The following is a 26,022-nucleotide window of genomic DNA, read 5'->3' on the forward strand; positions in this document are numbered from 1 at the left end:
CCTTTGTCCCTCAGTTAGAGGGGAGTCGCCCATGATCAAAAGCCTACGTCACCTGGCCATCGCCGGCCTGCTGTTACCCGTTTGCCTGCCGCTGGCGGCCGCCACCCCGGGCTTATCAAACAAAGTTCAACAGTCATTGAAAGCCAACAAGATCAGCAGCCAGTCACTGTCTGTGGTCACCGTGCCGCTCAACGGCCCGGGTAATAGCACTTATTTCAATGCCGACATCTCCGTCAACCCGGCCTCGACCATGAAGCTGGTCACTACCTACGCAGCGCTTGAACTGCTCGGCCCGACCCACCAGTGGAAAACCGAATTCTTCACCGACGGCCAACTGAAGAACGGCGTGCTCAACGGCAACCTGTACCTCAAGGGCGGCGGCGACCCCAAGCTGAATATGGAAAAGCTCTGGCTGATGATGCGTGACCTGCGCGCCAACGGCGTGCTGCAGGTGACGGGCGACCTGGTGCTCGACCGTAGCCACTTCGTTCAGCCACAGCTGCCCAGCTTCAATGACGACGGCGGCGACGCCAACAAGCCGTTCCTGGTGGCCCCCGACTCACTGCTGGTCAACCTTAAGGCGCTGCGTTTTATCGCCCGCACCGAGGGTGGCAAGGTGCATATCGCCGCAGAGCCACCAATTGCCTCTATTCGCATCGACAACCGCGTCAAAGCCCTGCCGGCAGCCAAATGCCCGGGCTGGCCGGATGTCCGCTACAACCCGGTCACCGAATTTGACGGCACCACGGTCATCGTGACCGGCAAACTGGCCGAAGGCTGCAGCTCGCAGACCTACCTGTCGCTGCTGGATCACCCGGGCTACGCCGCCGGCGCCATCCGCGCCATCTGGCAAGAACTGGGCGGCAGCATCATGGGCAAGGACCGTCTCGCCCCTGTGCCGGAAAAGGCCCGCCTGCTGGCGCGCGCCTATTCGCCGGACCTGACCGAGATCATCCGCGACATCAACAAATACAGTAACAACACCATGGCCCGGCAGCTGTTCTTGAGCCTCGGCGCGCAGTTTCGCAACTCCGCCGACCAGGACGACAGCAAGGCAGCGCAACGAGTGATTCGCAGCTGGCTCGCGCGCAAAGGCATCACCGCGCCACACCTGGTGATGGAGAACGGCTCCGGGTTGTCACGTGCCGAGCGGGTCAGTGCGCGGGAAATGGCGACCCTGCTGCAGGCGGCCTGGAAGAGTCCTTACGCCGCCGAGTTCATGGCTTCACTGCCGCTGGTAGCAATGGACGGCACCATGCGCAAACGCCTACACCGCACCCCGCTGGTGGGCGAGGCGCGGATCAAGACCGGTACGCTGAACAACGTGCGTGCCATCGCCGGTTTCAGCCGCGACAGCAACGGCAACAGCTGGGCCGTGGTGGCCATCCTCAACGACCCACGCCCCTGGGGCGCCTCGTCGATTCTCGATCAGGTGCTGATCGATCTGTACAAGCAGCCCAAGCTCAGCGCCCAGCGCTAGTCCTCGCTAACCCCGCGCCGTCCCAGGCGCGACGTTTTACTCCATTTCCCCACACAGCTGCGCCGCGCGTAACAACGCGGCGGTCAGGCTGTGGCGCTCCCATTCCTGCAAACCGGCAAAGCGCGCGACAAACTCCGGCGGCAGCAGGCTCGGCGCCTGTTGCAGCAGGGTGCGGCCCTGTTCACTGAGCAGCAGCCACTGCCGGCGGCGATCCTGATCATCACGCTGACGTTGCAACAGGCCCTTTTCCTCCAGCCTGTCGAGCATGCCGGACAGGGTCGCAGCCGTCAGGCTGACACGACCACTGAGGTCGCTGGCCGTCAGGCGTGCCTCTCCCGCCAACACCTGCAGAATCATCAATTGCATCGGCGTCAGCCCACCAAAGCGACCGAGCCGTTTGGCATGTACTTCACCGGCTTGCTGCAAGCGCCGCAAGGCCTGAAACAGCGGCAGTTCGAAGGCCGAAATAGATGACAAATCTATTTCAGTAGAAACCTTTTTATCGAGCATATACGCCTTTTAATTCGATATAAAACTTTGACATGAAAGCATTATTTTGTTTTGGTGTAAAAGGTTCGGCAGCCCCGAACCACTCCCCAACGGCAATACCGGTAAGGAATTATGTGCGCAATCGCTGGAGAATTACGTTTTGATCAACGACCGGCCGACCTGGCTGCAGTCGAGCGAATCACCCACCACATGGCCGCCCGCGGCCCCGATGCCCACGGCTTTCACAGCCAGGGCCCGCTGGCCCTCGGCCACCGCCGCCTGAAGATCATGGACCTGGCCGAAGCGTCTGGCCAGCCGATGATCGACAGCGAGCTGGGACTGACGATGGTGTTCAACGGCGCCATCTACAACTACCCGGAACTGCGCGAGGAGCTGAAAGCCCTCGGCTATCGCTTCTTCTCCGGTGGCGACACTGAAGTGCTGCTCAAGGGCTACCACGCCTGGGGCGCAGACCTGCTGCCCAAGCTCAATGGCATGTTCGCTTTTGCCATCTGGGAGCGCGACAGCCAGCAGCTGTTCATCGCCCGCGACCGCCTCGGGGTCAAGCCCCTGTACTTGTCACGCACTGGCGAGCGCCTGCGCTTTGCCTCCAGCTTGCCGGCGCTGATGGCCGGCGGTGACATCGGCAAAACCCTCGATCCCGTCGCCCTCAACCACTACCTGAACTTCCACGCCGTGGTGCCGGCACCGCGCACCCTGCTGGCTGGGGTGGAGAAACTGGCACCGGCCAGCTGGATGCGTATCGACGCCCAAGGCAACTGTGAACAGCAGACCTGGTGGAACCTGACATTCGGCCCGCAGCGCGAAGAAATCGCCTTCGGCCTGGAAGAATGGCAAGAGCGCGTATTGGATGGCATGCGCGAAGCCGTGTCGATCCGCCAACGCGCCGCCGTGGATGTCGGCGTGCTGCTGTCCGGCGGTGTGGACTCGAGCATGCTGGTCGGCCTGCTGCGTGAAGCCGGGATGGACAACCTGTCGACCTTCTCCATCGGCTTTCAGGATGCCGGCGGCGAACGCGGTGACGAGTTCCAGTATTCCGACCTGATCGCCGAGCACTTCGCTACCCGCCACCATCAACTGCGTATCGGTGAGCACGAGATTCTCGAACAGCTGCCAGCGGCCTTTCGCGCCATGAGCGAGCCGATGGTCAGCCACGATTGCATCGCTTTCTACCTGCTGTCACGCGAGGTGGCCAAGCACTGCAAGGTGGTGCAGAGCGGCCAGGGCGCCGATGAGCTGTTCGCCGGCTACCACTGGTATCCGCAGGTGGACGCTGCCGAGGATGCCTTCGGCGCTTACCGCGCGGCGTTCTTCGACCGTGATTACGACGAATACGCCGCCTGCGTGCAGCCCGCCTGGCTAACCGGCGACATGGCTGGCGACTTTGTTCGTGAGCATTTCGCCCAGCCTGGCGCCGTGGCCGCTGTGGATAAGGCGCTGCGCCTGGACAGCACGGTGATGCTGGTCGATGACCCGGTCAAACGGGTCGACAACATGACCATGGCCTGGGGTCTGGAGGCGCGCACACCCTTCCTCGACTATCGCCTGGCCGAGCTTTCGGCACGTATCCCTGGGCGTTTCAAGCTGCCGGATGGCGGCAAGCATGTGCTCAAGGAAGCGGCACGTAAGGTGATCCCCAGCGCCGTCATCGACCGGCCCAAAGGGTATTTCCCGGTGCCTGGCCTCAAGCACCTGGAAGGCGCCACCCTCAGCTGGGTGCGTGACCTGCTGCTCGACCCCAGCCAGGATCGCGGCCTGTTCAACCCGGCCATGCTGGACCGCCTGCTGAGTGATCCGCACGGCCAGTTGACGCCCTTGCGCGGCTCCAAGTTGTGGCAACTGGCGGCGCTCAACCTCTGGCTCAACGAACACGGCCTGTAGACCGCTGCGGTGGATGAGCACAGGCCCATCCACCGCCGTGTTTGAACCCTGAAAGATGCAATCTGCTCACGGCAAAGGAAACTCTCCAATGCGTGCCACTGCCTTTAATCAACGCCTGCTACGCGGCCAAGCGCCCTCCTACGAGCGCCTGCAGGCGCGCCTGGCCGAGGACCACAACGCCCCGCCCAGCCAACCGCAAGCGGTGCACTGCGGCTGGGGCCGCCTGCTGCTCGGCCACACCTACCCGGATGCTGCCGCCCTGGCCAGTGATCTGCTGACCGAGCAGCCCGGCGAGCGCGATATCGCGCTGTATGTCGCCGCGCCGCACCAGGTGCTCGCGCAAGCGCCGCAGCAGCTGTTTCTCGATCCGTCCGACACGCTGCGTCTGTGGTTTACCGACTACCGCCCGGCGCGCCGCGGTTTTCGCGGTTACCGAGTGCGCCGCGCACAGAATGCCGAGGACTGGCAGGCGATCAATGAGCTGTATCAACTGCGCGGCATGCTGCCGATCGACCCTGGCAAACTCACTCCGCGCCACCTTGGTGGACCGGTGTACTGGCTGGCCGAGGATGAAGACAGCGGCGCGGTGATCGGCAGCGTGATGGGCCTTAACCACCACAAGGCTTATCAGGACCCGGACCACGGCAGCAGCCTGTGGTGCCTGGCGGTCGACCCACGCTGCAGCAGGCCAGGGGTTGGCGAAGTGCTGGTACGTCACCTGATCGAACACTTTATGAGCCGCGGCCTGAGCTACCTGGACCTGTCCGTGCTGCATGACAACGAACAGGCCAAGGGCCTGTATGCCAAGCTGGGCTTTCGCGAGCTGCAGACCTTCAGCATCAAGCGCAAAAACGGCATCAACGAAGCCCTCTTCCTCGGCCCTGGCCCGCATACACCGATGAACCCTTACGCGCGAATCATCGTTGATGAAGCGCTGCGACGCGGCATCGAAGTGCAGGTCGACGACGCCGACGCCGGGCTGTTCACCTTGAGCCACGGCGGCCGGCGAATCCGCTGCCGGGAATCCCTGAGCGACCTGACCAGCGCGGTAAGCATGACCCTGTGTCAGGACAAGCGCCTGACCCATCGCACTCTGGCTCGCGCTGGCTTGCACCTGCCCGCCCAGCGCCTGGCCGGCAGCGCCGAGGACAACGCCGCGTTTCTCGCCGAGCATGGCAGCCTGGTGGTCAAGCCGGTGGATGGCGAACAGGGCCAGGGCGTGGCGGTGGATCTGCGCACGCCGCTGGATGTGCAGGATGCCATCGAACGCGCCAGTACCTTCGACAGCCGCGTGCTGCTGGAAAGCTTTCACCCAGGCTTTGATCTGCGCATTCTGGTGATCGGCTTTGCCGTCGTGGCCGCCGCCATTCGCCGCCCGGCGGAAGTGATCGGTGATGGCCAGCACAGCATCGGCGAGCTGATCGACGCACAAAGCCGTCGTCGGCAAGCCGCCACCGAAGGCGAAAGCCGCATTCCCAAGGACGCTGAAACCCTGCGCACCCTGCATGCTGCCGGGGTCGATTACAGCAGCGTGCTGCCGGCCGGCCAACGCCTGGCCGTGCGTAAAACCGCCAATCTGCACACCGGCGGCAGCCTTGAAGACGTCACCGACATCCTCCACCCGGTGCTGGCCGATGCTGCAGTAAAAGCCGCCCGCGCCCTGGATATCCCGGTAGTCGGCCTCGACCTGCTGGTGCCCGCTGCCGATCAACCCGAGTACGTGTTTATCGAAGCCAACGAGCGCGCCGGCCTGGCCAACCACCAGCCGCAACCCACGGCAGAGCGTTTTATCGACCTGCTGTTTCCATTGAGCCAAACGCCTAGCTAACCCCTTCCCCAGCCCCTCTCCGGCAACGACTGAGGGGCGCAATCGCCGTAGAGGAGACTCCATGCAGCAACTCCCCGAACCCGACCTCGCCTATCTGCAGAAAGTGCTGTTGGAAATGCTCGCCATTCCCAGCCCCACCGGCTTTACCGACACCATCGTGCGCTACGTCGCCGAGCGTCTGGAGGAGATCGGCATCCCCTTCGAGATGACCCGCCGCGGCACCATTCGCGGCACCCTCAAAGGCAAGCAGAGCAGCCCGGACCGCGCGGTTTCGGCGCACCTGGACACCATTGGCGCGATCGTCCGCGAACTGCAGGACAACGGTCGCCTGGGCTTGGCCGCAGTCGGTTGCTGGTCGAGCCGTTTCGCCGAAGGCAGCCGTGTCAGCGTGTTTACCGACCAGGGCGTGATTCGCGGCAGCGTACTGCCGCTGATGGCCTCCGGGCATGCCTTCAACACCGCCGTGGATCAATTGCCGATCAGCTGGGACCACGTCGAACTGCGCCTGGACGCCTACTGCAGCACTCGCGCCGACTGCGAATCACTGGGCATTTCGGTGGGTGATTTTGTCGCCTTCGACCCGCTGCCGGAATTCACCGAGAGTGGGCATATCAGCGCGCGTCACCTGGATGACAAAGCCGGCGTCGCGGCGCTGCTTACCGCACTCAAGGCCATCAAAGAAAGCGGCCTGGAACCGGAGATCGACTGCCACCCGCTGTTTACCATCACCGAGGAAGTCGGTTCTGGTGCGGCAGCAGCCCTGCCCTGGGATGTCAGCGAATTTGTCGGTATCGACATCGCTCCGGTTGCGCCGGGCCAGCAGTCCAGCGAACACACCGTCAGCGTGGCCATGCAGGATTCCGGCGGGCCTTACGACTATCACCTGTCACGCCAACTGCTGCGCCTGGCCAGCGAGAATGAAATCCCGGTACGTCGCGACTTGTTTCGCTACTACCACAGCGACGCACAGTCGGCGGTCACCGCTGGCCACGACATCCGCACCGCCCTGCTGGCCTTCGGCTGCGACGCCACACACGGCTATGAACGTACGCATATCGACAGCCTCAAATCCCTCAGCCGTTTGCTTGCCGCTTACGTGCTCAGCCCACCGGTATTCTCCAGCGATGCCCAGCCGGCGCAGGGCTCGCTAGATCGCTTCAGCCACCAACTGGAGCACGATGCCCAGATGGAAAGTGACACCCGTGTACCAACGGTTGACAGCTTATTGCGCCCCCGCGATCAGGACGCTTGAAGGGCCGCACGCATCCGGGCAAAGTGACAGCATGATGCGAGGCCGGATCTGGCCTCAGATAATAATATTGAGGTCGGTGAATGCCTCGGATATGGCTGGCGTTGGTGCTGTTCTGGCTGTGTGGTCCGGCATGGGCGCTGCTGCCTGCCACACTGGACAGCGCCGATTTGCGCCTGTCACTCGGCCCATCCATGGCTTACCTGGAAGATTCGAAAGGCATGCTGAGCGCCGAACAGGTCGGCGCGCTCAGCGATGAGCGTTTTACACCTGTCAACGGCGATCACGCCAACCTCGGCAAAAATGATTCGATCTGGTGGTTCAAGGTACGTCTGAACAACCGCCTGGCACAGGACCTGGCCGGCTACCTGGAAGTCAATTACCCCTTACTGGACCACCTGCAGGTCTACCTGCGCCACGCTGATGGTCAGTGGCAGATGCAGGAAAGCGGCGACCGCTTTGCCTTCTCCCAGCGCCCTGTGCAGGTGCGCAACTTCTGGTTTCCACTGGAGCTGACACCCGGTGACAGCACCTTGCTGGTACGGGTCGAGACCACCAGCACGATCTTTATGCCGCTGTTCTTCAGCACCTACCAAGCCAGCGCGGCCGCCCAGGAAAACCTCATGGGGTTCAATGGCGCGTTCTATGGCGTGCTGTTTGCGATGTTCTGCTACAACCTGTTCCTGTTTATCTCACTGCGCGAGTCGGCCTACCTCTGGTACCTGGCCTACAACCTCAACGTCGGCCTGCTGGCCGCCTGCTTCGACGGCATGCTGTTCAAGCTACTGCCCGAGCATGTGGTGTTCCAATCGGTGAGCATCTACATCCTGATGTACCTGCATTGCCTGACCGCCATTCAATTCAGCCGCCACTTCCTGCATGCGCCGCAGTACTTTCCACGCCTGGACACTGGCCTGCGCTTATTGATGCTGGCTTGCGCAGGCTGCCTGCTGTCGGTGCCGCTGATCGGCTTCAACGCATGGAATATTCTGGCTAGCGTCACGGTCTCGCTGGTGTCACTGGTCTTGCTGCTCACCGGGGTCTATGTCTGGCGGCGCGGTGTACGTTACGGCTCTTATTACACGCTGGCCTGGGCTATCCTGCTGTTCGCCTTTATTCAAGCCACCACTGGCTCACTGGGCCTGGAAGTGCTGGGTGTATTCGGCGCAACGGTGGTGAAAATCGGCGTAACCATCGAGCTGATCACCCTGTCCATCGGCCTGGCAGACCGCATCAACCTGCTCAAGGAAGAAGGCTTCCAGTCGCGCCGCGCCGCCGAGCAGGCGGAAATCGAAAACCTGGCCAAGAGCCGCTTTCTGGCCAAGATGAGCCACGAAATCCGCACTCCGCTCAACGGCGTTCTGGGCATGCTGCAGCTGCTCAAGGAAACGCCGCTGGATCGCAGCCAGCGCTTCTATGTCGACACCATTTCCAGCTCCGGCAGCTCGCTGATGGCAGTGATCAACGACATCCTCGATTACGCGCGCATCGAGTCCGGCAAGCTCAGCCTGGAACATATCGAATTCGATCTGGAAGAGCTGATTTCCGACACCCTCAGCCTGTTCACCGGGCAAGCCCTGGACAAGCGCCTGCGCCTCTACGTCAGCCTGGAAAGCGGCGTACCACGCCGCGCTCAGGGCGACCCGACGCGGCTCAAGCAGGTGCTAATGAACCTGCTCAGCAACGCCCTGAAATTCACCGCAGAAGGCCACGTGGCGCTGAATGTCTGCCGGCGCAATGATTCCCAGGGCAAACCGCATCTGGTGTTCGCCATCAGCGACAGCGGCATTGGCATCAGTGACACTGCCCTGACCCAATTGTTCGAATCCTTCGCCCAGGGTGACTCCAGCACCACCCGCCGTTACGGCGGCAGTGGCCTGGGTCTGGCGATCAGCAAGGAGCTGGTGGAAATGATGGGCGGCCGTATCGAGGTGCAGAGCACCCTCGGCCAGGGCACGCGCTTTGCCTTCGATGTTCCGCAAAGCGCTGACGAATTCCCGACTGACCCACTGCACGAGCTACTCAAGGGCCGCACCGCTCTGCTGACGTCACTCGACGGTCTCGGCCTCGATGCCTTGAGCCGTTTGCTGGGACGCTGGGGCATGCGCACCGAGCGCTGCCAGAACCCGGAAACCCTGCAAGGCTACCTGGAAGACTTCTCCGCCCCGCCACTGCTGGTGCTGATGGCCCCCTGGCCGGGTAGCATTCAGCACTGGCTGGATTCGCTGCGTCCACTGCTGCAACCTGGGCAACGCGTGCTGTTGCTCTGCGCGCCCGAACACTGTCAGCAACTGCCCAGCTCCGCCGGCCTGCGCCTGCTCGGCCTACCTCAGCCGCTGGCCATCAACGCCCTGCGCAGCGCCCTACTCGAACTGTACGAAGAGCCGCGTATCGTGGAAATCCAACCGCAACCCAAAACCCACACAGATACAGGCACCGCGCCTTGCATCCTGGTGGCCGAAGATAACCCCGTGAACCAGCTGGTGGTGCAGGGCTTTCTGAAAAAGCGTGGCTATAACGTGCGCCTGGTGACCAATGGCCTGGCTGCACTGAATGAGTACCAACGCGACCCCAATGCCACGCAACTGATTCTGATGGACTGCGAAATGCCAGAGATGGACGGTTTCGAAGCCACGCGGCAAATCCGTCGCCTGGAGCGTCAGTACAACCTGCCAGCCGTACCGATCATCGCCCTGACCGCCCATATCCTGGATGAGCACCGCCAGCATGGCGCTGATGCAGGCATGAATGACTTCCTCGGCAAGCCCCTGGACAGTGCCAAGCTGTACAGCACCCTGGAAGCGTATCTGCAGCCTGCAGAGCCGTACGTTCAGTAGCGGCGCGGCAGACATGCACACGCAGAGCCCTGTGAATCGCCCCTGAGATCGTGCTCAAGGGTGTTAGTCACAAGCGGCTTTTCAAGGCAGTTTTTAACGCAGCACTCCCAACGTAGGTAATTTCCCAACGGCCTGCTAGCATCCGCGCTGCGCTCTGGAGGCCTTACCGTGCTGATCCCTTATCACCTGCTCGAAGCTGACACCCTGACCCGCCTGATCGAAGACTTCGTTACCCGCGACGGCACCGACAATGGCGACGAGACTCCACTGGATACGCGTATCGAACGGGTACGCCACGCGCTGAGCAAGGGCCAGGCAGTGATTGTGTTTGATGCGGAAAGCCAGCAATGCCAGCTGGCGCTGAAGCGCGATGTACCGAAAGAGTGGCTGGATGCGCTTGAGGGTCTTGAAGACTAAGTAGCATGTGGCCGGCTACCCTCGCAGGCCGCCCTCGCGCTCCCAGGCGCAACGCACGCGCAACTCACCTTCCTGCGGGCTGTGGAAGCCACTGTCGGACTCCCAGCGAAAGGTGTGCGTGCCGTTCAGCTCGGTTTCCAGGTGCACCACCGCACTGGCCCAGTACAGACGCTTGAGCAGCGCCTCGAACTGCTTGATCCACAGGCTCCACTCATACTCCACCGTACGGTAGCTGGCACCGAAGTGGATCACTTGGGTCTGGTACAAGCCATCGCCCGGTTGTTCACAACAGGCGAACATCTCACGCCCGAGAAAGCTCCAGGCATCGCCGGCCGGTAGCTCATCGAGCACTTGCCGATTGATTTCACGGCGCAGTCGACTCTCCGCCGGACTGTCCGATGGCCAGTCTCGGATGCAACCATAAACGATGGATTCGGACTCCACGCAGGCACTCCAGCAAATCAAGGCTGCCTTCTATCACAGCCGTCCAGAGCAAGGAAGGAACTACTGCCAAATAAGCGTCATTGCAGTGGCATAGCGACGCCTAGGCGGCGTCAGCTACAGGCACTCTTAGGCCCGCGCCGCATCATCCAGGCCAGCACCGTCATCAGCACCGCAAGCCCGGTAAGCACCATAAACGGCAACTGGTAGTTACCCGCCAGATCGCGCGCCAACCCGGTCAATACCGGTGTCAAACAAGCAATGCTGTATCCCATGCACAGCATCATCGCCGTCCAGCGGCTTACCGCCAGTGGCGATCCCGCCTCGTACAACGGCAGCACCAGCGACAAGGCAAACGAGCCGCCTAAACCAAAGCCGATGGTCACGGCCCAGAGTTCAGGCAGCACGGTCGGTTGGAAGGTAATCATCGCCAAGCTGATCGACGACAGCAGCCCGCAGCCGACCAGCAGCAGGTAACGGTTCTTGAACCGCTGCGCCAACCAGGGCAACAGAAATGAGCTGGGCAGTCCCATCAGCATCGACACACTGAACAGACTATTGCTGTGCATCAGGCTCAACCCGGCTTCGTTGTAACGCGCTACGGCCCAGGTGGCGAGGGCATAAAACAAGCCGGCTTGGATGGCAAAAAATGCACTGATCAACCAGGCCCGTGGCTGCCGCCAAGGCAAGCCGGTGCCACCCTCTTCGCTTTCGGCTTCGACGCGGTTAGGCAGGAACAGCCACAGCAGCAAACCGACGACCGCCGGTAGCGCCCAGATGGCCAGGCCATAGGTCCAGTCATTCGCCAACCACTGGGTAGCCGGGATCGTCAGTACTGCACCGCCCGCACCGCCAATCGCCATGCTCAGCGAATACCAGCCCACCACGCTGCCCATCCGCCCAGCGAAGTGGCGCTTGATGAACCCCGATAACAAAGGCCCCGCAACAGCGATAGCTGCGCCCAGCAGCACCGCACTGCCAATCAGAATTACGCTGGCATGCCCTACCGCACGCAGCAACAGCGCCACAGCAATAACCGCCAGACACAGGGCAATGGTACGTTCGAGCCCCAGGCGCATCGCCAGACGCGGCGCAAAAGGCGCGAGCAAACCCATGCATAACACGGGAAGCGCAGTAGTAAGGCTGATCAGGCTGCGGCTCAAGGCCAGTTCTTCAGCAATCCGCTCAATCAGCGGTGCCAGGGAAGTGATACCGGGCCGCAAGTTGATTGCAGCCAGGATCAGGCCCAGCAACAGCAGGGCCCGCGGAAAAGGTTTCACAGTAAATCCATCAGTTTCGCGGCCATGCCGACATGGCCGCAAACCTTAGAGCGCAAGTTCACACCAGACAAGCCCTAAGCGGGATAAAGTTGACCAATAAATCAGCAATTAGAGCGCTACAGGTCAAATTACTTGGTGCGCGGTGCACGCATCTTGTCAGCCATGGCTGTCATTTCGTTATAGAGCAACTGCGGGTTCTTCTGCTTCAACGCCCAAGCCATACGGCCCTGTTCGTGAGGCAGAATCATGAACTCGCCTTTGCCGATTTCCTGGTAGATGTAATCGGCAATATCGGCAGCACTGATCGGTGAGCTTTCCAGCAGCTTGCCCACCTGCGCTTTCATCGCTGGCGTAGGACCGCGGAAGGAATCCAGCAGGTTGGTCTGGAAGAACGAAGGGCACACCACATGCACGCTGACTTCATGCAGCTTCAGCTCGATCAACAAGCTTTCCGACAGCGCCACAACTCCGGCCTTGGCCACGTTGTAGTTACTCATGGCCGGGCCCTGCATCAAGGCTGCCATGGAGGCAATATTGACGATTTTGCCTTTGCTCTTTTCCAGTAACGGCAGGAAGGCCTTACAGCCCTTGACCACACCCATCAGGTTGATCGCGATCTGCCAGTCCCAATCTTCAAGCGACAACTCGCTAAAAAACCCGCCAGAGGCTACACCGGCGTTGTTGACGATCACATCGATGCCGCCGAGCTTCTCCTCACAGGCCTGGGCAAACGCAGTCAGCTGGCTGTAATCACGTACATCACAACGCTGGGTAAAGCCATCGCCACCCGCCTCACGAACCATCTGCAGGGTTTCCGCCAGGCCCGGCTCGTTGACATCCGACAGTGCCAACTGCCAGCCCTCACGCGCCCAACGCAGGGCCATCTCACGCCCCAAACCCGAACCCGCGCCGGTGATCATCATGCGATTTTGCATAGGAAAGCTGCCTTGTGCTGCTGTGATTGATGGAGCCAGTGTAGCCGGGTAAATTATCTTGCCCGTATACCATCATCCATCTGAATAAGGCGGCCTAAGCTCAACTCACGGCCGCTGCCAGCGCTGCCACAGCAACACGCCATAAATCAGCGCATTGAACAGCAGAACAAACACCCCCAAACCAATCTGAATCTGCGGCGTCAGCCCAGCCGGGTAGATGATCGACAGCAAATAGTGCTCAACAAAGCCACCGCTGTACCCCGCCTGCCCTGCAGCCAGACGCAGGCTGTGTTCCAGCGGCGTCAGCGGACAAGGCCAATTCATCAACTCCACCAACACACCCCATAAGGCTGCTGGCACATGCAACCAAACCAACCCGTGCCAACGCCACACCAGCAAGCCGCCCAACACCGCAAATAGAATAAACAGCAGATGAAAGACCACCACCGCATCTGCCGCCACTGCCAACCAAACCATAACGCGCCTCGCAATTAATCCTCAGCCCCATTGTTTCCGCATAACACGCAAACAGTATTAAAAACCTGATCGTCAGAAAGCAAAAAGGCCGGTTAATAACCGGCCTTAATTCAAACTACTGAACGCGTTAGTTAATACTCAACTTGTCGCGATTCTTCTCCAGCGTTGCCTCGCCGATACCCTTGACCTCTAGCAACTCATCCACTGAAGCAAAGTCGCCGTGTTCATCACGGTAAGCAACAATCGCCTGCACCTTCACCTCACCAATCCCCAACAGCTCACGCTGCAAGGTGGCAGCATCAGCCGTATTGAGATTAATTTTCCCGACCGGGGCCACTTCGGCTGTTTCAACTACGGGTGCCGACTGGGTGTTTGTTTCAGCAGCGGAAACCTCAAAGGATATAGAGGCAAGAATAGCGAACAGCAGAGAGAAAAGTTTGGCTTTTAGCATGTAGTGCATCCTTTCGTTAGGGATGGTCTGAAGTAGTCCTGTATTTTCAGTCGACTTCAGCCGTCGCCGATTTTGAAAGCAGCAAACCAATCAAAAACGATCAGATCACCCGCTCATTTCAGTGTTTCTGGCCGCCGCGATAACCTCGCAGCGGTCATTTCCCACATTACAGGCGCACCTCTCCCGCATTCGTCAGCAAATGCCGGCGCACCATCCACAGGTTCGACAGCGCGAACAGTGTCACCAGCTGTGCCGTGTTCTTCGCCAGGCCACGGAAGCGTGTCTTCACATAGCCGAACTGGCGCTTGATCACCCGGAACGGATGCTCGACCTTGGCACGCACCTGGGCCTTGGCTTTCTCGATCTTGCGCTTGGCTTTGTACAGCGCGCTGCGCTTGCTCAGCTTCTTATACGTACTACGACGGGCCGCGATCTGCCAGATCACCTCACGGCCTTCATGTTCCGGGCGCTTCTCTACGCCGGTGTAGCCCGCGTCGGCACCGACCATGTTTTCCTCACCGTGCAGCAGTTTGTCGACCTGGGTAACGTCTGCAACGTTGGCTGCCGTCCCCACCACGCTGTGCACCAGGCCGGACTCGTCATCAACGCCGATATGCGCCTTCATGCCGAAGTAATACTGGTTTCCCTTCTTGGTCTGGTGCATTTGCGGGTCACGCTTGCCGTCCTTGTTCTTGGTCGAACTTGGCGCATTGATCAGCGTGGCATCGACGATAGTGCCTTGGCGCAACGACAAACCTCGGTCACCTAGGTAGCCATTGATCACAGCCAGGATGCCGGCAGCCAATTCGTGTTTCTCCAGCAGGCGGCGGAAGTTGAGGATGGTGGTTTCATCCGGAATGCGCTCCAGGCTCAGTCCGGCAAACTGGCGCAGGATGGTGGTCTCGTACAGCGCTTCCTCCATCGCCGGGTCGCTGTAGCCAAACCAGTTCTGCATCAGATGTATGCGCAGCATCGCCATCAACGGGTACGCCGGACGACCACCCTCGCCTTTGGGGTAGTGCGGGTCGATCAGAGCGACCAAACCTTTCCACGGCACTACCTGATCCATCTCGATCAGGAACAGCTCTTTGCGGGTCTGTTTGCGCTTGCCGGCGTACTCGGCGTCGGCGAAGGTCATCTGCTTCATCGGAAAACTCGGCGGGTGGAGTCCGGGGATTTTGCCAAAATCAGGAAGTCTTTTTCAGAGTTTCCTTAGTTTTCATCGACGTGGGACTTCCCTCTCCACGCTCTGAAAACTAGCTGCTGTAATGCACTTGTCAAATAACTCTATGCATAACTGAGTAGATCAGCACCAAACTGTCCACACGCACCGTTCCACACCGGAGCCTTACGGTATATACCTAAGGCTCCAGCCGACGCTTCATATGTATCCAGTCAACGATCTCGCCTTCCGGTTTGTAACCACTAACCGTCTCACGCAACAACTGGCGCACACGGTCATAGTCATCACGCTCCACCGCATCCAGCAACTCGCTCAAACGCACCTTGAACGGCTCCCATGGCAAGTGCTCTTCATTAGCGCGCATGATCATCGGGTGCTCAGTCGGGCTAACGTCATCGCCGATCAACAGCTCCTCATAGAGTTTCTCACCAGGGCGCAGGCCGGTAAACTCGATGGCGATATCACCGTGAGGTTTCCCCGCAGAGCGCACGCTCAGGCCGCTGAGATGAACCATCTTTTCCGCCAGATCAGCAATTTTGACCGGCTCGCCCATATCAAGTACGAATACATCCCCGCCCTTACCCATCGCTCCAGCCTGGATCACCAGCTGTGCAGCCTCAGGGATGGTCATAAAGTAACGAGTGATATTTGGGTGAGTGACCGTAACCGGACCGCCTTTACGAATCTGTTCATGAAACAGCGGTATAACTGAGCCAGAAGAGCCCAACACATTCCCAAAGCGCACCATCGTAAAGCGCGTTTTATTCAGCTGGCGCAGCGCTTTGTCATCCTCGAACAAGGCTGGCGCAGACTCGCGACTAAGAGCCTGGAGCACCATCTCAGCCAAACGCTTGGTACTGCCCATAACATTGGTCGGGCGTACTGCCTTGTCGGTGGAGATCAGCACAAAGTTGCTCACCCCTGCTCTGATCGCCGCTTGCGCAGTATTCAGTGTACCTACCAGGTTGTTCAGCACGCCTTCGGTGATATTGTGCTCCACAATAGGCACATGCTTATAAGCTGCCGCGTGATAGACCGTATCCACTTTCCAAGCTTGCATCACAGCCAACAATCTATCGGCACTACGGATTGAACCAAGGATAGGCACCAGCCGCAGCGGTAGAGACTCGCGCTTGATGCGCGCCTGTAGCTCGCTGTGAATGCTGTAAAGGTTGAACTCACTGTGTTCGAACAACAAAAGCGTTGTAGGTTGATTGAGCAGAATTTGCCGGCACAATTCAGCACCAATCGAACCACCAGCGCCGGTTACCATCACCACCTGATTACGGATGCAGCGCTCAAACAACGCCTGTTGCGGAGGAACAGAATCACGCCCTAGCAAGTCGGCGATATCCACTTCCTGAACATCCTCGACCTTCACCCGGCCACTGGCCAAATCCATAAAGCCGGGGATGCTGCGCACATGCAAAGGGAAATGTTCCAGCCCTTCAAGAATCTGCCGCCGCCGCCCCCGCGACACCGAAGGCATGGCCAAAAGAACTTCATCGGCACCGGTTTCATTGATCATCTGCTGAATATGCTTGGGGGTGTAAACCCGCAGCCCGGCAATCGTGCGATTGGCAATGCCTGAATCGTCATCAATAAACGCCACGGGACGCATGGAACGGCCCATGTGCAGCGCTGCGACCAGTTGATTACCTGCCGCACCTGCACCATAGATGGCAACACGCGGTAAATGTGCTTCACGGGCACCAAAAGGCAAGCCAAAACCCGCCATGTACCAATCACCCATAAAATACTGACGCATCACCAGACGCAAACCACCAATGAGCACAAGGCTCAACCACCAGTAGTTAAATACAAGCGAACGCGGAATTGTCGAAGGTGCATCGCGGTACCAGTACACAGCCAGCGCAAGAATCAACGCGGATAGAGATACAGCCTTGGCAATGGTGAGCAGCGCATCGTTGCCCAAATAACGCATTACAGCGCGATACATTCCGAGGCGAATAAAAAGCGGGATAGCCACAACTGGTGCCAATGTGAACAACCACAGGTGTCCACCTAATGGTTCAACATGCCCATCTATTCCGAGACGCGCCACAAAGGCTAGCCACAGTGCCAGCCAAACCAGACACACATCGGTTACAACCTGCAAAACCCTTTTCTGACGGCGCGTCAAGCCTAAAAGCTTTTCACGAAACATAAGCGCTCCACTCGCATTGGGTCGGCTGAGCTAAACGGAGGGCTGTCAGCAGGCGCTAACCCTTTCTGACGATCCGGTCTCCCGCCCCTTGACCGACCACAGTCATAACTATGTATTTGAAGTAATAGGCAAGTGTAAGCGTTTCAATCATTTTCTTATCTATTTCTGCCAACAGGGCAGGCGTAGACATATCAATACCACTGACTTGTGCCAAACCTGTGATGCCGGGGCGTACATCAAAGACATGGCGCTCGGCACGCTCCGTAGTCAACTCCGTCTGATTGAACAAACCAGGTCGCGGCCCAACCAGACTCATGTCGCCCTTGAGCACGTTCCACAATTGTGGCAGCTCATCCAGTTTGGTCTTACGCAAAAAATGACCAAACCGGGTGACTGAAGCACTGCTAGCCAGGTGAGTCGCAACAGAGGCCGTATCAATCGCCATGGTGCGGAACTTGAGCAGCGTGAAAGGCTGTTGATGGCGACCAACGCGGACCTGACGAAAGATAGGAGAACCCGTATCAAATAAACCAACCAACGTCAGCAGCACCAGCACCGGTGCGCCAACAAGCAGGCCCAGTAAAGAAAAAACAACATCGAAAAAACGAATCAAGGATTCACTCCAAATACAGTCAATCAGGCTTCGCGAAACAACGCCTCAAACCTTCGTCCACCGTAAAGGGTGGCGTCCAGTCCAATAATTCGCATGTGTGAGCAATGTCCACTTGCAACGAACCCAGCAAGCGCTGCGCGAACGTGCGTTTGCCGAGCAGCATTGCTCCACACGTCAGCAAACCAGCCGGCACAGCAATCAAACGCGAAGGCCGACCCTTGGCCCGGGCCACCCCACGCAACAACTGTGTTGTGGACACGTCCTCACCATCGCCAGCCAAGAAAACTTGATTAGCAGCGGCCGGGTGATCAATACAACGGATAATCAGGTCAACCAGATTATCGATACCCACCAGGGATCGAAGGTTATGAATGGCACCAAGAGGCAGGGGCAGTCCCTTTTCAACGAGCCTGATCATACTGGCAAAGTTGCCCTTGACGCCTGGCCCATACACCAGCGGCGGGCGGACAATCACCACCTCAAGGCCAGTCTCGGCAGCGATCTGCATCAACCCCTGCTCAGCCTCCAGCTTAGAAAGACCATAGGCATCCTCAGGTGCAGGCACGTCAGACGCGAGGAAAGGCTTGCCTGATGAAGTAGCTTCGCCATTGACCTTGATCGAACTGATGAAAATAAAGCGCTTTACCCCCGCAGCTGCAGCCTGGCGCGCCAGATTCAAGGTGCCGTCAACATTGACTTTGCGGAACTCGGCGAGCGGGTCGGTAACGCTGTCGTTCATCACATGAACGCGGGCAGCTGCATGAATAACTGCCTCAACCCCCTGCAAGGCTGGTAGCCAGTTACTATTGGCGCTTATATCGGCAACCAAAAAACCGCTATCTTCCCCCGCACGCCCAGTAGCCAACTTGCGCTTGGCCGCGATCACTCGGTGTTCTCTAGCCAACAATTCATTGAGCAGCGCCTGACCCACAAATCCCGTGGCACCGGTCAGCAAGATACGCACAGATCAGCTCCTAATGTCATAGCAGGCTGCGATACAGTGAGGCATAGGAAGAAACCATCGCGTCAGCGGAAAACAGCTGTTCAAAGCGTTGCGCTGCCCGCCCCCCCATCTCGGCGGCTACCCCTGGCTGATCCCATAGCACTCGCAATGCATGCCTGAGTGCAGCGGGATCGGCAGGAGGCACGACCAACCCGGTCTCACCGGCAATGTTGATATAGGTAGTGCCGGTACCTATCTCGCAAGAGATCATCGGCTTGCCATACATAGCAGCCTCAGCAAGGGATATACCAAACGCCTCGGAACGCAGATGCGATGGAAAGACAAAAGCGCTGCAAAGTGTCAATAACGCAGCCTTGTCCTCGTCAGGCAAGCCGCCAAGAAAATGAATATTACTGAGGTTTAAGTGCCCGGCTTGCGCACGTAACTCGGCGTCAAGCGGCCCCCCCCCCACAATCACCACAACCATGTCCGTGCCTGCAACAGCTTCCAGCAGGTATTTCAACCCTTTGTAGTAGCGCAAAGCGCCTACAAACAGGAAAAAACGTGCGCCCAAACGGCTTTGCCAGTACGCCAACCTCTGCGCAGAAGGCTGCGGGTAGGTCGCCTTGTCCAGGCCATACGGAATCACGCTCACCTTGCCCCGATAGCGCTGAAGTACCGGGCTAGTAGCGACGTAGTTAGGCGAAGCCGCAACAATACAATCCACGCTGCTTAGAAAACGCTGCATCAACGGCTGATACAACTTAAGCAGCACCTTCTGCTTGACAATATCCGAGTGGTAAGTGACCACAGTGGGCTTATAGACGCGAGTCGCAAAGTGCACCAGATCCATGAAAGGCCAGGGAAAGTGGTAATGAATGATGTCTGCTTGCTTGGCCAACTCGGCAAAATCGCGCACGGCCGACAAAGAGAACCCTGTGGACGCCACATGTAGATCAAGCTTGGAGCGATGTGCCAAATGATTACCGACACTCTCCCCCCGAGCACCACCGCGACCACTTAAATAAAGCACTTCAGATTGAATACCGTGCGCAGCCCCTCCTTGGGCCAGCTGGAAAATAACCTGCTCGATTCCACCCATCGTATCCGGGTAGTAGGTTTTGAAAAAATGCAGAACCTTGATCATCAACTGTCCATAACACGGCGGTAGACTTGCAACGTTTCAGCCGCGCAACGCTCCCAGGAAAATAACCCAGCATGCCGCAAGCCCTGCACCACGGCCGCAGCACGCCAGCTTTCATCTTCAAGCCCTTGCAGCAATAACTGAGTCAGGGCCGGAGTATCCAGCGGTGCACACATCAAGGCAGCCGCACCAGCAACTTCAGGCAGCGATGAACTGTTTGAGCATACAACCGGCACGCCGGAACTCATCGCCTCCAGTACCGGCAAACCAAACCCTTCATACAGAGAAGGAAAAGCAAACAGCCTCGCACCGGCCAACAACAGCGGCAGATCGTCGGCCGGAACAAACCCCAGGTATTTAGCCCAGCCCTCACGGCGTGCCGTTTCAAGCCGCTGAAGGATATCGTCGTTACGCCAACCCTTGTAGCCGGTAAGCACTAGCGGCCAAAGCTGACGCAAAGCCATGGGCAGTCGGCTGTAAGCATCCAGCAGACCCACGATATTCTTGCGCGGCTCAATGGTACCGACGAACAGACTATACCCACCGGGCAGCAAACCATACCGCGCGAGAGGCGCTTGCAGCTCAGCCTCGCTGCGCGGATAAAACTCCGCGGAACTGGCGAGTGGTACCGTATGAATGCGCTCCAGGGGCCAGGAAAAATATTCAGCCAGTTCGCGCCGGGTGTACTCCGAGTCTGTAATCAGGGCATCCGCACGGCTCAGGGTTTGTTTAAGTTCCTTTTGCAAATAGCGGATACGCTGAGGCGCATGACAATGCGCCCAGGTAAACGGCGAAAGGTCGTGAAACGTCGCCACACCCCTCCCAGGGAAAGGCGGAAGAAAGAAGTTGGGCCCGTGATAAAGATAATCAGCATAGTGTTTCAAGGCTCGGCGGCGCAGCAGCGGCATCAACAGGCGATAAGCCTCGATAGCAAACGCACTTTGCTGCACAGCTCGCTTCAACCCATAACCACTGCCTGAGGTGTCGCCAGCAGTAGGCAACGCCGGCAACACTCTCGTGCCCGAAAAGAACTGTAGATCAGTAATCTCAGTGCTCTGCTGCAGCCTGCGTGCTAATTCATAGGTATAACGGCCAATGCCGGTCAGCGGAAAACGGACCGGCTCAACGGATAGCATTAATTTCATTTTCAGTCAGCCATTAGCATCCAGCGCAGGGTGTCTGCCAATGGTGGGGTTTGCCAACTACCAAGCAACGAACGCAGATTGGATGCATCGCCACACAGCGTCTTGACCTCACTCGCACGAACGAACGCAGGATTTACTTCGATCTGCATATCCAGACCAGTAATCGACTGACACATCCCTATTACTTCTCGTAACGAGTGGGCTTGCCCAGAACACACATTGACTGTTTGCCCAACGGGCTTTACCTCGAGCAAGCCGCGATAGGCCTGCACCACGTCACGCACATCACTGAAATCGCGCCAGACATCCAGATTACCGAGCTCGATCTTTGCCGCCTTGCGGCGAAAATGCGAAACAATCTTCGGCAACAAAAAATTGTCGGCCTGACCGACGCCGGTGTAATTGAAGGGCCGGACGATCACAATCGGCAAGCGCTCATACCAGAGGCTGGCCATGTATTCCATGGCCAACTTGCTAACGGCATAGTCATTTGCCGGTGCCGGCGTAGTCAATTCACTCAAAACGCCTTCCGACGCGTTGCCATACACATTGGCACTGCTCGCTAGCAAAATGCACTCGGGTAACTTACCGCACGCAGCAATACCCTCGAGCAGATTACGCGTACCCAGCAGGTTGACCTGATAAAAGGCGTTGGCATCGCCATGGCCGACAAAGGCCAATGCCGCCAGGTGAACAACCACATCCGGTTGAATGTCTGCCAGCACCGCACGCAAAGCTTCAGCATCGGTCAGGTCGGCTTGGTAATAACCGGCCTCGCTACCTGGATGGCTACCCAGTCCGATCACCTCGTAGCCATTGGCCTCCAGTTCGGCCGCCATATAGCGACCGGTGAAGCCATGTATGCCCGTAATAAGCGCGCGTTTACCGGCAGTATTCATCAGAAAGAGAATCCTTGTTCGTTACGGCGAAGATCAGCCTCCACCATCATGCGACACAATTCTTCCAGGGACGTTTTAGGCTCCCAGCCCAGAACTTCCTTAGCTTTGGCGGCACTGCCAATCAACAGTTCCACTTCCGCTGGGCGATAGAACTTCGGGTTGACCCTCACCAGCAGCTTGCCGCTAGCCGAATCGACGGCTTGCTCGTCTTCACCCTGGCCTTTCCACTCGACGTCGATATCGGCCGCTTTGAATGCCAGCGAGACGAAATCACGCACAGTCTCGGTGCGGTTAGTGGCCAGCACGAAGGTATCGGGCTCATCGGCCTGCAGCATGCGCCACATGCCCTCGACGTACTCCTTGGCAAAGCCCCAGTCGCGCTTGGCGTCCATGTTGCCCAGCTCCAGCACGCCCAGCTTGCCCTGCTTGATCTTGGCGACGCTGTCGGTAATCTTACGGGTCACGAACTCACGGCCACGCAGCGGCGACTCGTGGTTGAACAAGATGCCACTCGCACCAAAGATGTCATACGACTCGCGGTAATTGATGGTCATCCAATGCGCATACAACTTGGCCACACCATAAGGGCTGCGCGGGTAGAACGGGGTGCTCTCAACCTGCGGGATTTCCTGAACCTTGCCGAACATCTCGGAGGTGGAGGCCTGGTAGAAACGCACCTTGGGGTTAACGATGCGAATCGCCTCCAGCAGGTTTACTGCGCCCAGACCTGTAATCTCAGCCGTGGTGAGCGGTTGATCGAAGGAAACCCCGACAAAGCTCTGTGCTGCCAGGTTGTAAACCTCGGTAGCTTCGGTGCTTTGCAGCAAACGAATGCTGGCAGAGAGGTCCGTCAGGTCATATTCGACAAGGTTTAGATTCGGGTGCTGATTGATGCCCAGCTCCTCAATGCGCCAGAAATTGACCGAGCTGGTGCGGCGATAAGTCCCATATACGGTGTAGCCTTTTTCCAGCAGCATCTGTGCTAAGTAAGCGCCATCTTGACCTGTCACCCCTGTGACTAATGCCTTTTTCATTAATTAACCCTATCAACCAAATATTTATCACCCAACGCACCAGGTACTTTTACAACCACACTAATCACATCCGTGAGGGCCTCAAAGTCTGTTTCATCCGCTGGACTAAGCACAATAATATCGCCGCCACCCCACTCCCGACCACACATACGCACGCGACCAGACACTATCAAAGTAACTTCAGTTGCAATCGCATGATAATGGGCAGCCTCGTAGTCGCCGGCCTTATACTTCTTAACTGCAACTTCGCAACTATCAGTTTTTAGTGCCGCAGGGCTAAAGGCCCCTACAAACCAACCGCCGATCATATCCTGTAGATTTGCAGAGTTCACTCGCAGTTTCCTCTCTCGATACTTTGCAACTGACGCTCAGTTTTGACCGGATGATATTTTCCTTTATCAACCTGGAACACGCCGATGCGTTTCTGCCTCAACACCATTTCATTATAAGCCGGTGCCACATAGAACTTCCCGTCTGAGCTAGCACTCTTACGAATCATACCCTTAACTGCATCGACGAACTCGTGAGTACGTGAGAACCAAAACACCCCAACAGTGGCAGACTGACTAATTGGATTTTGCTGGGCTGCCTCTATAACCAATCCCTGATCGTCTAGGCGAACATAGGAATAGCGTGGATGAACCGACCGGAAGGTAATAGTACCACCATCGAGGTTACGAGCCCGAAAGTCTACTAGCACTTCTGCGAGATTGACATCGACGAGTTCGTTAGCGCTGATAACCAGTAATTCAGCATCACCATCTAGGCCACTTGCAGCCAAAAGAGCCGTGCAGGCAGAACCCTGCGTACAAGCGGGTATGCGCGCAATGGAAGCATCTGGAGTAATTAACTGCGCAATTTGATCAAGGTGGAAGTGCTCTAAGTCTTTCTCTAGAAAAGCGTAGACATAACGCGAATCCTGGACTTGGCGTGTACTTTCGATGACTCGCTCCAGAAGCGGCGCACCATCCACTTCAGTTAGACACAATGGATAACCACCATCGTGATTTTCAAATTCAACCGGGCCCGCCGCAAGAATAAGAATATTTATACTCATACTTATACCACTGAATCAATTTCAGCAATTCGCCGCTGAATATTATTGAAATTCGTATCATCCACTGTACGGACTACTAGCAAATGAGCACCGGAGGCCCGGGCCGCACGAATCCCATTTTCATTATCTTCGACAACCAGGCACTCTTCGGGCTTTAAATTTAAAAAATTGATAGCCTTTGTATACATCTCTGGGTCTGGCTTACCTTTACTGACGTCCTCGTTCGAAACAAGTAGATCTAGGTACTGCATAAGATTCGCCTTACGCATCATAGTTTCAACAGTGTCGCGAACAGAATTGGAGCACACAGCCATAAAATAACCCGCATGCTTGAGCGATGAAAGAGCATACTCGTGAGTAAAGCGAGGATTGCAACGAGCATGTATGATATCCATAGTGTACTGCTGCTTCATCTCATTAATGAAATCATGCAAATCCTTTGGAAGCCCACGTTCAAGAGATAGCATCTCTAACTTCTTGCGAGTAGGCAAACCGTCAAAAGTCGTCAAATGATCCGCACGTGAAATAGGCATCCCAAAAAGCTCAAGAGCTCGATTAAGAGCCTCGTAATGCCAATCTTTGGCATCAATAAGAACGCCATCCATATCGAAGAGAATTGCTTTAATAGCCATACTAATTACAGCCTAAAATAGGCCCGAGCTTGCTCGGGGCGGTCGGTACAAAGCATCAGATTCGGCGCAGCGGCGTGATGAGTTAGCATAGACCACAAATCTTGTGGCTCACGCATGTGCAGCTCAGAGGAGACCACACACACACGCTTCCCAGTAGAGAGCAATTCACCCACCAACTCCTCGTCATACCAAGTTGGCCCAAAACTGTCTAGCCAAACGCCAGCGCTGTAATCAAGCCAAACAGGCTGACGCTCAGCCTCGCTCATGCGTGTAAAGACAGGGATACCAGCTTCGAAATAGCTGCGCATATCAGGCACAGCCATATCGAACACGAAGGCATCCAGCCCCGGCAAGCTTTCGAGCGCTTTTTTCACAAAGCCAGCCAAACCATCAGCCTTAATATTTAGCGCCAAAGGAAGCACGCCGTCGGAATACAGTCGGTAGATATCCAAGGCCTGCGCCAGGGTGAGCTCGTCGCCGGTAGCCACATCGTGCGAAATGACGATCTCACCGCCTGCGTCACGAAGATCAGTCTCGGTACCGTACCCAAGCTGAAATGAACGCTCAAAAGCAATGCGCTGATTTCGCTCACTACGCTCAAGCCAGTAGCCGCGATGCGATAATACAATCATTATATTTTCGTGGCCCGTTCGTGGACTGGCAGTGTAAGAAATAACTCTAAATCCTTAGGGATGCCCAAGCCATACATACCTTTTGCTTCCTCCCCAACATTGTAGATGCCTACACGCGCACCGCAGCTGATAAGTTGATTGTATGTAGGGGCAACGTAGAACTCATTGTTAACGCGCAGATTCTTGCTAATCATATTGTGCGCAGCCGCCACGAATTCCCGCCCACGCTGAAAATTGTAAATACCCACTGTGGCTTCATCTGAGATTACCTCCTTCTCCACCACGTGCGTCACAAGATCACCACACATCCCCACAAAGGACCACTTCGGATCGCTGGCCTTCATCGTCATAATAAGGCCATCTAAGCTCATCTTGCTCATGGTGTTGAGATAAAAATCAATGTCTACATCTACATACTGATCACTGTTCGCGATCATTAGCGGCTCGTCGCTATCAATCAAATTTTCGGCTGCCAGCACCGTGCATGCCGCACCTTCGGTCAGACCATCAACTGTGACAATTTCGCAATTTGGCGCCCAAGCCTTCAACTTTGCTTTCAAGTCGTACTCATCGACGTGTACCTTCTGACAAATAAAGATAAAACGATGCGGCACGGATGGTTTTAGATTCTCAATAACTAACCGAATCATTGGAACACCATTGACAGAAATCAATGGCTTAGGCAGCGTATAACCTTCTTTCTGAAAGCGACTGCCGGCCCCAGCCATGGGGATTATAATATTTAGCATATATTAAGGGCCTTTAGATGTTGTCATGCATTTTTAGA

25 protein-coding genes are annotated in these 26,022 nt (G+C 57.3%); 6 read left to right on the forward strand and 19 right to left on the reverse strand.

Going from position 1 to position 26,022, the window contains the following annotated elements; genetic code table 11:
* Window positions 1-31: 31 nt before the first annotated feature.
* Window positions 32-1,480 (forward strand): D-alanyl-D-alanine carboxypeptidase/D-alanyl-D-alanine endopeptidase, encoded by a 1,449-nt coding sequence (gene dacB, locus BLO50_RS01340; RefSeq protein WP_090248117.1) that lies wholly within the window; start codon window positions 32-34, stop codon window positions 1,478-1,480.
* A 36-nt stretch (window positions 1,481-1,516) separates the two neighbouring features.
* Here dacB and BLO50_RS01345 read toward each other — a convergent pair whose 3' ends face one another.
* Window positions 1,517-1,990 (reverse strand): MarR family winged helix-turn-helix transcriptional regulator, encoded by a 474-nt coding sequence (locus BLO50_RS01345; protein ID WP_090248119.1) that lies wholly within the window; start codon window positions 1,988-1,990, stop codon window positions 1,517-1,519.
* 111 nt (window positions 1,991-2,101) lie between these two features.
* Here BLO50_RS01345 and BLO50_RS01350 point away from each other — a divergent pair, with 111 nt between their 5' ends.
* From BLO50_RS01350 to BLO50_RS01370, 5 genes are all read left to right on the forward strand, one after another.
* A complete protein-coding gene (locus tag BLO50_RS01350) occupies window positions 2,102-3,871 on the forward strand; it encodes an N-acetylglutaminylglutamine amidotransferase (RefSeq protein WP_090248121.1) in 1,770 nt (589 codons plus the stop codon).
* Window positions 3,872-3,959: 88 nt separating this feature from the next.
* The gene (gene ngg / locus BLO50_RS01355; RefSeq protein WP_090248122.1) at window positions 3,960-5,699 is read left to right on the forward strand and encodes an N-acetylglutaminylglutamine synthetase; all 1,740 of its coding nucleotides are present in this window, start codon (window positions 3,960-3,962) and stop codon (window positions 5,697-5,699) included.
* 61 nt (window positions 5,700-5,760) lie between these two features.
* Entirely contained in the window at window positions 5,761-6,951 is a 1,191-nt protein-coding gene (locus BLO50_RS01360; RefSeq protein WP_090248124.1) for an osmoprotectant NAGGN system M42 family peptidase, read from the forward strand.
* Window positions 6,952-7,031: 80 nt separating this feature from the next.
* Window positions 7,032-9,785 (forward strand): hybrid sensor histidine kinase/response regulator, encoded by a 2,754-nt coding sequence (locus tag BLO50_RS01365; RefSeq protein WP_090248125.1) that lies wholly within the window; start codon window positions 7,032-7,034, stop codon window positions 9,783-9,785.
* A 168-nt stretch (window positions 9,786-9,953) separates the two neighbouring features.
* The gene (locus BLO50_RS01370; protein ID WP_090248127.1) at window positions 9,954-10,202 is read left to right on the forward strand and encodes a YheU family protein; all 249 of its coding nucleotides are present in this window, start codon (window positions 9,954-9,956) and stop codon (window positions 10,200-10,202) included.
* Window positions 10,203-10,217: 15 nt separating this feature from the next.
* On the opposite strand, the gene BLO50_RS01375 is transcribed toward BLO50_RS01370, so the two are convergent.
* The 18 genes from BLO50_RS01375 to BLO50_RS01460 all read right to left on the reverse strand — a co-directional run bounded on the left by BLO50_RS01375 (window position 10,218) and on the right by BLO50_RS01460 (window position 25,984).
* Window positions 10,218-10,646, reverse strand: coding sequence for a hypothetical protein (locus BLO50_RS01375; protein WP_090248129.1), 429 nt, complete (start codon window positions 10,644-10,646; stop codon window positions 10,218-10,220).
* Between the two features lie 110 nt (window positions 10,647-10,756).
* Window positions 10,757-11,923 (reverse strand): MFS transporter, encoded by a 1,167-nt coding sequence (locus BLO50_RS01380; RefSeq protein WP_090248131.1) that lies wholly within the window; start codon window positions 11,921-11,923, stop codon window positions 10,757-10,759.
* A 128-nt stretch (window positions 11,924-12,051) separates the two neighbouring features.
* A complete protein-coding gene (locus tag BLO50_RS01385) occupies window positions 12,052-12,858 on the reverse strand; it encodes an SDR family oxidoreductase (protein WP_090248132.1) in 807 nt (268 codons plus the stop codon).
* A gap of 105 nt (window positions 12,859-12,963) precedes the next feature.
* On the reverse strand, window positions 12,964-13,335 hold the full coding sequence (locus BLO50_RS01390; RefSeq protein ID WP_090248134.1) for a DUF2784 domain-containing protein: 372 nt from the start codon (window positions 13,333-13,335) through the stop codon (window positions 12,964-12,966).
* Between the two features lie 127 nt (window positions 13,336-13,462).
* Entirely contained in the window at window positions 13,463-13,786 is a 324-nt protein-coding gene (locus tag BLO50_RS01395; RefSeq protein WP_090248135.1) for a ComEA family DNA-binding protein, read from the reverse strand.
* A 166-nt stretch (window positions 13,787-13,952) separates the two neighbouring features.
* Entirely contained in the window at window positions 13,953-14,933 is a 981-nt protein-coding gene (locus BLO50_RS01400) for an IS5 family transposase (RefSeq protein WP_090248136.1), read from the reverse strand.
* Window positions 14,934-15,147: 214 nt separating this feature from the next.
* Window positions 15,148-17,136, reverse strand: coding sequence for a polysaccharide biosynthesis protein (locus tag BLO50_RS01405; RefSeq protein WP_090248138.1), 1,989 nt, complete (start codon window positions 17,134-17,136; stop codon window positions 15,148-15,150).
* Between the two features lie 55 nt (window positions 17,137-17,191).
* On the reverse strand, window positions 17,192-17,749 hold the full coding sequence (locus tag BLO50_RS01410; RefSeq protein WP_090248139.1) for a sugar transferase: 558 nt from the start codon (window positions 17,747-17,749) through the stop codon (window positions 17,192-17,194).
* A 19-nt stretch (window positions 17,750-17,768) separates the two neighbouring features.
* Window positions 17,769-18,713 (reverse strand): UDP-glucose 4-epimerase family protein, encoded by a 945-nt coding sequence (locus tag BLO50_RS01415; RefSeq protein WP_090248140.1) that lies wholly within the window; start codon window positions 18,711-18,713, stop codon window positions 17,769-17,771.
* Between the two features lie 16 nt (window positions 18,714-18,729).
* The gene (locus BLO50_RS01420) at window positions 18,730-19,836 is read right to left on the reverse strand and encodes a glycosyltransferase family 4 protein (RefSeq protein ID WP_208597425.1); all 1,107 of its coding nucleotides are present in this window, start codon (window positions 19,834-19,836) and stop codon (window positions 18,730-18,732) included.
* 2 nt (window positions 19,837-19,838) lie between these two features.
* Complete coding sequence (locus BLO50_RS01425) at window positions 19,839-20,981, reverse strand: glycosyltransferase family 4 protein (RefSeq protein ID WP_090248143.1); 1,143 nt, start codon at window positions 20,979-20,981, stop codon at window positions 19,839-19,841.
* A gap of 2 nt (window positions 20,982-20,983) precedes the next feature.
* Window positions 20,984-21,880: a GDP-mannose 4,6-dehydratase gene (locus BLO50_RS01430; protein WP_090248145.1), complete on the reverse strand. Its 897-nt coding sequence runs from the start codon at window positions 21,878-21,880 to the stop codon at window positions 20,984-20,986.
* Window positions 21,880-22,914: a GDP-mannose 4,6-dehydratase gene (gene gmd, locus BLO50_RS01435; protein ID WP_090248147.1), complete on the reverse strand. Its 1,035-nt coding sequence runs from the start codon at window positions 22,912-22,914 to the stop codon at window positions 21,880-21,882. Before gmd ends, BLO50_RS01430 begins: the two co-directional genes overlap by 1 nt.
* The gene (locus BLO50_RS01440; protein WP_090248148.1) at window positions 22,914-23,246 is read right to left on the reverse strand and encodes a cupin domain-containing protein; all 333 of its coding nucleotides are present in this window, start codon (window positions 23,244-23,246) and stop codon (window positions 22,914-22,916) included. The genes gmd and BLO50_RS01440 overlap by 1 nt, the downstream gene beginning before the upstream one ends.
* On the reverse strand, window positions 23,243-23,971 hold the full coding sequence (locus tag BLO50_RS01445) for a glycosyltransferase family 2 protein (protein WP_090248150.1): 729 nt from the start codon (window positions 23,969-23,971) through the stop codon (window positions 23,243-23,245). The genes BLO50_RS01440 and BLO50_RS01445 overlap by 4 nt, the downstream gene beginning before the upstream one ends.
* Window positions 23,972-23,973: 2 nt before the next feature.
* Window positions 23,974-24,603: an HAD family hydrolase gene (locus BLO50_RS01450; RefSeq protein ID WP_090248151.1), complete on the reverse strand. Its 630-nt coding sequence runs from the start codon at window positions 24,601-24,603 to the stop codon at window positions 23,974-23,976.
* 5 nt (window positions 24,604-24,608) lie between these two features.
* Entirely contained in the window at window positions 24,609-25,235 is a 627-nt protein-coding gene (locus BLO50_RS01455) for a PI-PLC domain-containing protein (protein ID WP_090248153.1), read from the reverse strand.
* Window positions 25,235-25,984 (reverse strand): glycosyltransferase family 2 protein, encoded by a 750-nt coding sequence (locus BLO50_RS01460; protein ID WP_090248154.1) that lies wholly within the window; start codon window positions 25,982-25,984, stop codon window positions 25,235-25,237. The genes BLO50_RS01455 and BLO50_RS01460 overlap by 1 nt, the downstream gene beginning before the upstream one ends.
* Between the last annotated feature and the right edge of the window lie 38 nt (window positions 25,985-26,022).

It is taken from the genome of Pseudomonas peli (assembly GCF_900099645.1).
In the GTDB taxonomy this organism is placed as follows: domain Bacteria; phylum Pseudomonadota; class Gammaproteobacteria; order Pseudomonadales; family Pseudomonadaceae; genus Aquipseudomonas; species Aquipseudomonas peli.

Bases quoted from the DNA above. Each gene is read 5' to 3' on its own strand.
- BLO50_RS01360 (WP_090248124.1), top strand. From the start codon at position 5,761: ATGCAGCAACTCCCCGAACCCGACCTCGCCTATCTGCAGAAAGTGCTG.
- BLO50_RS01425 (WP_090248143.1), bottom strand. From the start codon at position 20,981: ATGAAATTAATGCTATCCGTTGAGCCGGTCCGTTTTCCGCTGACCGGC.
- gmd (WP_090248147.1), bottom strand. From the start codon at position 22,914: ATGAAAAAGGCATTAGTCACAGGGGTGACAGGTCAAGATGGCGCTTAC.
- dacB (WP_090248117.1), top strand. From the start codon at position 32: ATGATCAAAAGCCTACGTCACCTGGCCATCGCCGGCCTGCTGTTACCC.
- BLO50_RS01455 (WP_090248153.1), bottom strand. From the start codon at position 25,235: ATGATTGTATTATCGCATCGCGGCTACTGGCTTGAGCGTAGTGAGCGA.
- BLO50_RS01450 (WP_090248151.1), bottom strand. From the start codon at position 24,603: ATGGCTATTAAAGCAATTCTCTTCGATATGGATGGCGTTCTTATTGAT.
- BLO50_RS01445 (WP_090248150.1), bottom strand. From the start codon at position 23,971: ATGAGTATAAATATTCTTATTCTTGCGGCGGGCCCGGTTGAATTTGAA.
- BLO50_RS01460 (WP_090248154.1), bottom strand. From the start codon at position 25,984: ATGCTAAATATTATAATCCCCATGGCTGGGGCCGGCAGTCGCTTTCAG.
- BLO50_RS01350 (WP_090248121.1), top strand. From the start codon at position 2,102: ATGTGCGCAATCGCTGGAGAATTACGTTTTGATCAACGACCGGCCGAC.
- BLO50_RS01365 (WP_090248125.1), top strand. From the start codon at position 7,032: ATGCCTCGGATATGGCTGGCGTTGGTGCTGTTCTGGCTGTGTGGTCCG.
- BLO50_RS01400 (WP_090248136.1), bottom strand. From the start codon at position 14,933: ATGAAGCAGATGACCTTCGCCGACGCCGAGTACGCCGGCAAGCGCAAA.
- ngg (WP_090248122.1), top strand. From the start codon at position 3,960: ATGCGTGCCACTGCCTTTAATCAACGCCTGCTACGCGGCCAAGCGCCC.
- BLO50_RS01345 (WP_090248119.1), bottom strand. From the start codon at position 1,990: ATGCTCGATAAAAAGGTTTCTACTGAAATAGATTTGTCATCTATTTCG.
- BLO50_RS01385 (WP_090248132.1), bottom strand. From the start codon at position 12,858: ATGCAAAATCGCATGATGATCACCGGCGCGGGTTCGGGTTTGGGGCGT.
- BLO50_RS01430 (WP_090248145.1), bottom strand. From the start codon at position 21,880: ATGAATACTGCCGGTAAACGCGCGCTTATTACGGGCATACATGGCTTC.
- BLO50_RS01395 (WP_090248135.1), bottom strand. From the start codon at position 13,786: ATGCTAAAAGCCAAACTTTTCTCTCTGCTGTTCGCTATTCTTGCCTCT.
- BLO50_RS01405 (WP_090248138.1), bottom strand. From the start codon at position 17,136: ATGTTTCGTGAAAAGCTTTTAGGCTTGACGCGCCGTCAGAAAAGGGTT.
- BLO50_RS01390 (WP_090248134.1), bottom strand. From the start codon at position 13,335: ATGGTTTGGTTGGCAGTGGCGGCAGATGCGGTGGTGGTCTTTCATCTG.